Origin of the sequence: Cellulosimicrobium sp. MI9406 (assembly GCF_040595865.1) — a bacterium.
In the GTDB taxonomy this organism is placed as follows: domain Bacteria; phylum Actinomycetota; class Actinomycetes; order Actinomycetales; family Cellulomonadaceae; genus Cellulosimicrobium; species Cellulosimicrobium funkei.
Window position 1 is genome coordinate 337,817 of sequence record NZ_JALIZI010000006.1, and the last position, 6,967, is coordinate 344,783.

Annotated in this window: 8 protein-coding genes; all 8 read right to left on the reverse strand. The window is 76.7% G+C overall.

Annotation, left to right across the window (positions count from 1 at the left end; genetic code table 11):
* Positions 1-47: 47 nt before the first annotated feature.
* Entirely contained in the window at positions 48-1,115 is a 1,068-nt protein-coding gene (locus MT994_RS13610) for a hypothetical protein (RefSeq protein ID WP_354806689.1), read from the reverse strand.
* Positions 1,112-2,638, reverse strand: a complete 1,527-nt coding sequence (gene der / locus MT994_RS13615) for a ribosome biogenesis GTPase Der (protein WP_206154150.1) — start codon at positions 2,636-2,638, stop codon at positions 1,112-1,114. Before der ends, MT994_RS13610 begins: the two co-directional genes overlap by 4 nt.
* An 84-nt stretch (positions 2,639-2,722) precedes the next feature.
* Complete coding sequence (locus MT994_RS13620) at positions 2,723-3,094, reverse strand: DUF1801 domain-containing protein (RefSeq protein ID WP_043656988.1); 372 nt, start codon at positions 3,092-3,094, stop codon at positions 2,723-2,725.
* A gap of 69 nt (positions 3,095-3,163) precedes the next feature.
* Positions 3,164-4,084 carry a DMT family transporter gene (locus MT994_RS13625; protein WP_082774640.1) on the reverse strand — a complete coding sequence of 307 codons (921 nt, stop codon included), beginning with the start codon at positions 4,082-4,084 and terminating at the stop codon, positions 3,164-3,166.
* 14 nt (positions 4,085-4,098) lie between these two features.
* On the reverse strand, positions 4,099-4,797 hold the full coding sequence (locus MT994_RS13630; RefSeq protein WP_076404804.1) for a lysophospholipid acyltransferase family protein: 699 nt from the start codon (positions 4,795-4,797) through the stop codon (positions 4,099-4,101).
* Positions 4,794-5,558 carry a (d)CMP kinase gene (gene cmk, locus MT994_RS13635; protein WP_308821294.1) on the reverse strand — a complete coding sequence of 255 codons (765 nt, stop codon included), beginning with the start codon at positions 5,556-5,558 and terminating at the stop codon, positions 4,794-4,796. Before cmk ends, MT994_RS13630 begins: the two co-directional genes overlap by 4 nt.
* Entirely contained in the window at positions 5,555-5,917 is a 363-nt protein-coding gene (aroH, locus tag MT994_RS13640; RefSeq protein WP_043660429.1) for a chorismate mutase, read from the reverse strand. The genes cmk and aroH overlap by 4 nt, the downstream gene beginning before the upstream one ends.
* 78 nt (positions 5,918-5,995) lie before the next feature.
* The coding region (locus MT994_RS13645) for a pseudouridine synthase (protein WP_354806691.1) at positions 5,996-6,967 on the reverse strand (972 nt) is incomplete at its 5' end.

The following is a 6,967-nucleotide window of genomic DNA, read 5'->3' on the forward strand; positions in this document are numbered from 1 at the left end:
GCCGCCGTCGTCGGTCAGGAGAGGTCGCCCATCGCGGCGACGACGCGTCAGCGGCGCGGTGTCCGACGGCGCTCGTCGTCGCCACCGAGCGCGGCACCGAGCGCCGCGAGCACGAGCAGGTCCACCACGAGACCCGCGACGCCGACCCACTGCAGAGCGCGGAACACGAGGAGCTGGGTGAGCAGGAGCGAGACGAGCACGCCGCGCCGGACCCACACGGCGCCGGCCCGGCGGTCCTCGGGCCGCCCGCGGCGGGACACCACCACGCCCACGACGACGCACGCGACCGTCGCGGCGACGCCCGCAGCGATGCCGGCCCCGACCCAGGTGGGCACGTCGACGTCGCCGACCAGCACGCGCAGCCCCGCGAGCAGCGAGCCCAGCGCCGTCCCGAGCACGAGCACGACCACGACGACGGCGGCCCAGCGGCGCTGGAGCGTCTGCGCGAACCAGGCCGACGAGCGCCGCACGAGGGCGCGCACCGGGTCGGGCACGTCGACGTCGTCGCGCGGCACGGCCTCGACGAGCGCCGCGACCTCGTCGGCCGTCGGCTCGTCGCGGCCCAGCGCGACGAGCGCGCGGGCCTCCTCGCGCGCGTCGTCGGTGAACCCGCCGGCGACGCCCGCGACGGCGCGGTCGGTCGCGACGGCGAGGTACTCGGCCGGGTGGTGGCGCCGCCACCCGTGCAGCGCCTCGACGACGAGGACGAGCACGACGACCGTCGCGTAGATGAGCGCCGCCGTCGGCTCGTAGAAGTAGTCGTTGTCCGCGGTGACGAACTTGCCGATCTCGTCGACGAACAGCCCGAACCCGATCCCGCCCACGAACGCGCCGAGCGAGCGCGGCGCCGGGCCCACGAACGACAGCAGCAGCACGAGGGCGAGCGCCATGCCGAGCCCGCCCCACAGCACGTGCGCGACGTGCAGGTCTCCCCCGCCGACCTGCGGGTACCCGGACGCCGCGAGGAAGAACCGCGTCACGAGCACCGTCGCGACGGCGACCACGAGGAACGTCACGACGTGCCGCACGGCCGCGGTGTCCCGGGCCGCGCCGAGGCGCAGGGCGCGGCTCCGCCGGGAGGTCCCGGCGGAGGCGCGCCCCGTGCCCGTGCTCACCGCTTGCGCTTCTCCCGCACGCGGACGCTGATCTCGATGGGCGAGCCCTCGAACCCGAACGTCTCGCGCAGACGTCGCTCGATGAACCGGCGGTAGCCCGCCTCGAGGAACCCGGTCGCGAACACCACGAACCGCGGCGGGCGCGTCGAGGCCTGCGTCGCGAAGAGGATGCGGGGCTGCTTGCCGCCGCGCAGCGGGTGCGGGTGGGCGGCGACGAGCTCGCCGAGGAACGCGTTGAGGCGGCCCGTCGGGATGCGCGTGTCCCAGGAGTCGAGCGCGCGCTCCATCGCCGGGGCGAGGCGGTCGGTGTGCCAGCCGGTGCGGGCCGACACGTTGACGCGCGGCGCCCACTGCACCTGGACGAGGTCCTTCTCGATCTCGCGCTCGAGGTACGGGCGACGGTCGTCGTCCATGAGGTCCCACTTGTTGTACGCGATGACGAGCGCGCGGCCCGCGTCCACGACCTGGGAGATGACGCGCGTGTCCTGCTCGGTGAGCGGCACGGACGCGTCCACGAGCACGACGGCGAGCTCCGCCTTCTCGATCGCGGCCTGCGTGCGCAGGGACGCGTAGAAGTCGGCGCCCTTCGTCTGGTGCACGCGGCGACGGATGCCGGCGGTGTCGACGAGGACGTAGGGCACGTCCTTGATCGTCACGAGCTCGTCGACGGGGTCGCGCGTCGTGCCCGCGATCTCGTCGACGACGACGCGGTCGGCGCCCGCGAGCTTGTTCAGCAGGGAGGACTTGCCGACGTTCGGGCGCCCGACGAGCGCGACGCGACGCGGCCCGGTCGGCCGCACCTCGCCGTGCTCGGACTCCGTGGGCAGCGCCGCCATCGCGGCGTCGAGCAGGTCGCCCGTCCCGCGGCCGTGCAGCGCGGACACGGGGTGCGGCTCGCCGAGGCCGAGGCTCCACAGGTACGCGGCGTCCGCCTCGCCCGACTGCCCGTCGACCTTGTTGGCACACAGCACGACGGGCTTGCCCGACTCGCGCAGGAGGCGCACGACGCGCTCGTCCGTCGCGGTCGCGCCGACGGTCGCGTCGACGACGAAGAGCACCGCGTCGGCGAGGGAGATCGCGACCTCGGCCTGCTCGGCGACCTTGGACTCGATGCCCGCGACGTCGACCTCCCAGCCGCCGGTGTCGACGAGCGTGAAGCGGCGCCCGGACCAGTCGGCCGGGTAGCTCACGCGGTCGCGCGTGACGCCCGGCTTGTCCTCGACGACGGCCTCGCGACGGCCGAGGATGCGGTTGACGAGCGTCGACTTGCCGACGTTCGGGCGCCCGACCACGGCGAGCACGGGCAGGGGCGCCTCGGGCGCCGCGCCGTCGAGCGCGTCCTCGTCGGCGTCGAGCAGCGCGAGGTCGGCGTCCTCGAGCTCGTAGTCGTCGAGTCCGGCGCGCAGCGCGCGCTCGCGCGCCTCGTCGTCCGCGGCGTCCGCGGGCGCCAGGGGCTCCTCGGCCTGACCGACGGCGTCGGTCCGTCCGGGCGTGCCGGGCTGGGCGGGGTCGGGTGTGGTCATGGGGTCCATTCTCCCAGGCCGCGGGCCAGGCTCCGAACCGAGCCGCGGGCGCGTCGTGCGGGTGCCCGTCCGGCGCGCCCGTCGTCAGCCCGCGGCACCGTCCCGGCGGGCGGCGAGCCGTGCGACGACGGCCCGCACGACGTCGTCGGGCACGGGCTCCGCCAGCGGGAACCGCAGCGTGCCCTTGCCGTCCTGGTAGCGCGCGATGCGGCGCGCGAGCGCGTCGTCGACCTCGGGCACGGGGTAGAGCGAGACGTGGTGGGCCCAGCCCGCGAGGTAGACGACGTACCGGCCGTCGCGCGTGAAGGTCGGGATGCCGTAGCTGATGCGCTCGCCCAGGCCGGGCACCGTGTCGTGCACCACGGCGCGCAGGTGCGCGACGACCTCGCGCGCGTCCGGGGCGAGCGTCGCGAGGTACTCGTCGACGGTCGTGGGCTTGCCGGGCGGCTCGGCCATGCGTGCTCCCTCCCCCGCGGGCGGCGCCTGCCCGGCCCTGCGACGGGGCGTCGGCGCCTGAGCGCGAACCTACCGCGCGGCGGGCGTGCCCGCGAGGCGCACGAGCACGACCCCGGCGACGACGAGCACGCCGCCCGCGGCCTGCACGAGGCTCGGCACCTCGCCGAGCAGGAGCCACGCGATGGCGACGGCGAACAGCACCTCGGACAGCCCGACGAACGACGCGAGGCGCTCGCCCATGCGCACGGTCGCGGCGACGCCGGACACGTACGCGAAGGCCGTCGCGACGAGCACGACGACCGCGAGCGGGACGTACCAGGGCGCGGGCGAGCCGAGGAGCGTGACGTCGACGAGCGGGGCGGCGAAGGGCAGCACGCCCGCGAGCGCCGCCGCGCCGAGCGCGAGCGCCCCGACGCCGAGCCCGCTCGCGGCGAGCGCGACGGGCGGCAGGCGCGTCGGGCGCGCGGACAGCACGAAGTAGGCGCCCAGCCCTACTGCAGCACCGAGCGCGAGGAGGACGCCGAGGAGGTCGGGGCGGGCGCCGCCCGGGTCGACGACGAGCACGAGCCCGAGGACCGCGACGGCGCAGCCCGCGAGCGTGAGCCGGGGCGGCACGTGGCGCGTGCGGGCCCAGGCGAGGCCGACGAGCAGCACGGGCGCGAGGTACTCGACGAGCAGCGCGATGCCGACGGGCATGCGCGCGACGGCCGCGAAGTAGCACAGCTGGGTCGCCGCGACGGCGACGAGGCCGAACCCGAGGACGAGCCGCCACTCCTCGCGCAGGAGGCGGTGGCTGCCCCGCAGGGCGACGGCCGCGACCGGGGCGAGGACGAGCGCCGAGCACAGGGCGCGCGCGAGGACGGCGGCGCCGGGCGTCCAGCCCGCCTCGAGGAGCGGCTTGACGAACGGGCCGCTCGCGCCGAACGCGAGGGCGGACGCGAGCCCGACGAGCAGACCCGTGCCCGGGCGGTCGCCCACGACGTGCGCCACCGGGCGGTCCGCCCTCACGGCGTCGGCCGGTCCCCGCGCGGGTCGTCCAGCGGCAGCGCCACGCCGGTCAGCGCGACGGTGTCGGCGACCAGCTCGGCGAGCGCGGTGCGGATGCGCTCGTTCGCGTCCTCGAGCGCCTGCTTGCCGCTCACCCCGGGCGCGCGCTCGACGGTGAGCGGCTCCCCGAAGCGGACGACGAGCCGACGGCGCAGCCCGGGGATCCGGTTGACGCCCTCGCCCGCGCGGCGCGTTCCGAGGACGGCGACCGGCACCACGCGGGCGTGGCCGTTGAGCGCGAGCCACGCGGCCCCGGCACGCGCGGAGGTGGCGTCGCCGCGCCCGCGGGCGCCCTCGGGGAAGACGCCGACCGCGCCACCGCGCCGCAGCACGCCGAGCCCGGCCGCGAGCGCGGGGCGCCCGCCGGTGCGGTCCACGGGGATCTGCCCGGCCGCGCGCAGCACCCAGCCGACCGGCCCGGTGAACATCTCCTCCTTGACGAGGACGTGCAGCGGGCGCGGCGCGACTCCGAGGACGAGCGGCCCGTCGACGACGCCGGTGTGGTTCGCGGCGAGCACGACGGGGCCGTCGGCCGGAACGTGCTCCGCGCCGACGACCTCGGTCGCCCACACGACGCGCGCGAGGAAGCGGCCCACCCAGCGCGACCACGCCGGCCCGGCGGGCGACGGGACGCCGTCTCCCGTGCCGCGGCTCACGAGCCCTGGCGCGGGCCGACCACCCGCCCGGTGACCTGCTCGACCACGGAGAGCACCGCGTCGATCGTCTGCTCCAGGTCGAGGTCCGACGAGTCGACGGTCACGACGCCGTCGGCCGCGACCTGGAACTGCGAGACCGTCGCGTCGTCGCGGTCGCGCCGCAGCACCTGGTCCTTCGTCGCCTCGACGGCGGCCGCGTCGGCCGTCCCGTGCACGTCGAGCGAGCGGCGCGCGAGGCGGGCCTCCTCGCTCGCGGTGAGGAGCACGCGCACGTCGGCGTCGGGGGCGACGACCGTCGTGATGTCCCGGCCCTCCGCCACGACGCCGCGGCCGCCGGCGAAACCCGCGGGCGTGCGCTCGGCCTCGATGACCGCGCGCTGGAGACGCCGCAGCTCCGCGCGCACCGCGAGGTTGGTCGCGACGGCGCTCACGGCCGTCGAGATCTCGGTCGAGCGGATCGCCTCGCCGACATCGGTCCCGTCCACGTGGACGGTCGGACCGGACGGGTCGAGGCCCATGACGAGCGGCATGACGCGCACGGCGTGCGCGACGGCGTCCTGGTCGGCGAGGTCCTCTCCGCGGTGGAGGCACCACCAGGTGGCGGCGCGGTACATCGCGCCCGTGTCGAGGTAGGCGAGGCCGAGGCGGCGCGCGACGCCCTTCGACACGCTCGACTTGCCCGAACCCGACGGCCCGTCGATCGCGACCGTCAGCGCGCCGTCGGCGCGACCCTCCCCCGCGCCCGACGTCCCCGCGCTCACTGGGCGAGGTCCTTGCGCAGCGCCGTCGCCCCGTGCAGGTAGACGTGCTGGACCGCCGCGCGGTCGACGTCGAGCTCCGCGTGCGCCATGAGGCGCACCACGCGCGGCAGCGCGCCGGGCACCGCGATCTCCGTCGCGCACATGAGCGGCACGTCGCCGAGGCCCATCTCGCGCGCCGCGGCGGCCGGGAAGTCGGCCACCAGGTCGGGGGTGCACGTGAAGAGGATCGAGATGAGCGCGCCGGTGTCGACGGCGTTCGCGTCGAGCACCTCCTGGACGAGCTCGCGCGTGCGCGCGAACAGGTGCTCGCGCTCGTCGGCGTCGAGCTGGGTCGCGCCCCGGATCGCCCGGACCGGCATGGATGGTGCTCCTTCGTGCGGGACGGCCCGCCTCGCGGCGGTCCGTCGGGGTGGTGGTGCGGGACGCGCGGGCCGGGCCTAGAGCCCGACGCCCGCCATGAGCGTGCCGAGCTCGGTGCGCCCGAGGACACGCGTCGTGCCGGGGCGCAGGTTGCCGAGCGCGATCGGCCCGATGCGCGTGCGCACGAGGCGCGTCACGGGGTAGCCGACCTCCTCGAACATGCGCCGCACGACCCGGTTGCGGCCCGAGTGGAGCACGACCTCGATCATCGTCTGGTCCGCGACCTGGTCGACGACGCGGTACGCGTCCGCCTGCACGACCCCGTCCTCGAGCTCGATCCCGTGCAGGAACTTGTTCGCGACGTTGCCCGCGACCTTGCCGCGCACCGTGACGAGGTAGGTCTTGGCGACCTCGTGCGAGGGGTGCGCGAGGTGGTTCGCGAGCTCGCCGTCGTTCGTGAGCAGCAGCAGGCCCTCGCTGTCCGCGTCGAGGCGGCCCACGTGGAACAGGCGCTCGGGCCGGTCGGCGACGAGCTCGGCGATGGACGGGCGACCGTCCGGGTCGTGCATCGTCGACACGACGCCGCGCGGCTTGTTGAGGGCGAGCGTCACGCGCGAGGAGTCGAGCTGCAGGCGCATCCCGTCCACGTGCACGACGGCGCGCGCCGGGTCGACCCGCACGCCCAGCTCGGTGACCCGCACGCCGTCCACCTCGACGCGGCCCTGCGCGATGAGGTCCTCGCACGCGCGGCGCGACCCGAGCCCGGCCGACGCGAGCACCTTCTGCAGGCGCACGCCGTCCTCGACGTGGACGTCGCGCTGGGGCTCGCTGGGCTTCCCGCGCACGGGACGGCGCGGCCGGGCCGCCGCCTGACCGGCGCGGGGTGCCGACGTGCCGCGACCCGCGGCAGAGCGACCCCGACCGGCGGCTGCGCCGCGGCCCGCGCCGGTCGCCCGACCGGTGCCCTGGCCACGACCGGCGCCCTGCTCCCGCCCGTCGCCCGCGCCGCGGCCCGCGGACGAGCCCTGCGCGGACGAGCCACCGCGCCG

Bases quoted from the DNA above. Each gene is read 5' to 3' on its own strand.
- MT994_RS13620 (WP_043656988.1), bottom strand. From the start codon at position 3,094: ATGGCCGAGCCGCCCGGCAAGCCCACGACCGTCGACGAGTACCTCGCG.
- aroH (WP_043660429.1), bottom strand. From the start codon at position 5,917: ATGCCGGTCCGGGCGATCCGGGGCGCGACCCAGCTCGACGCCGACGAG.
- der (WP_206154150.1), bottom strand. From the start codon at position 2,638: ATGACCACACCCGACCCCGCCCAGCCCGGCACGCCCGGACGGACCGAC.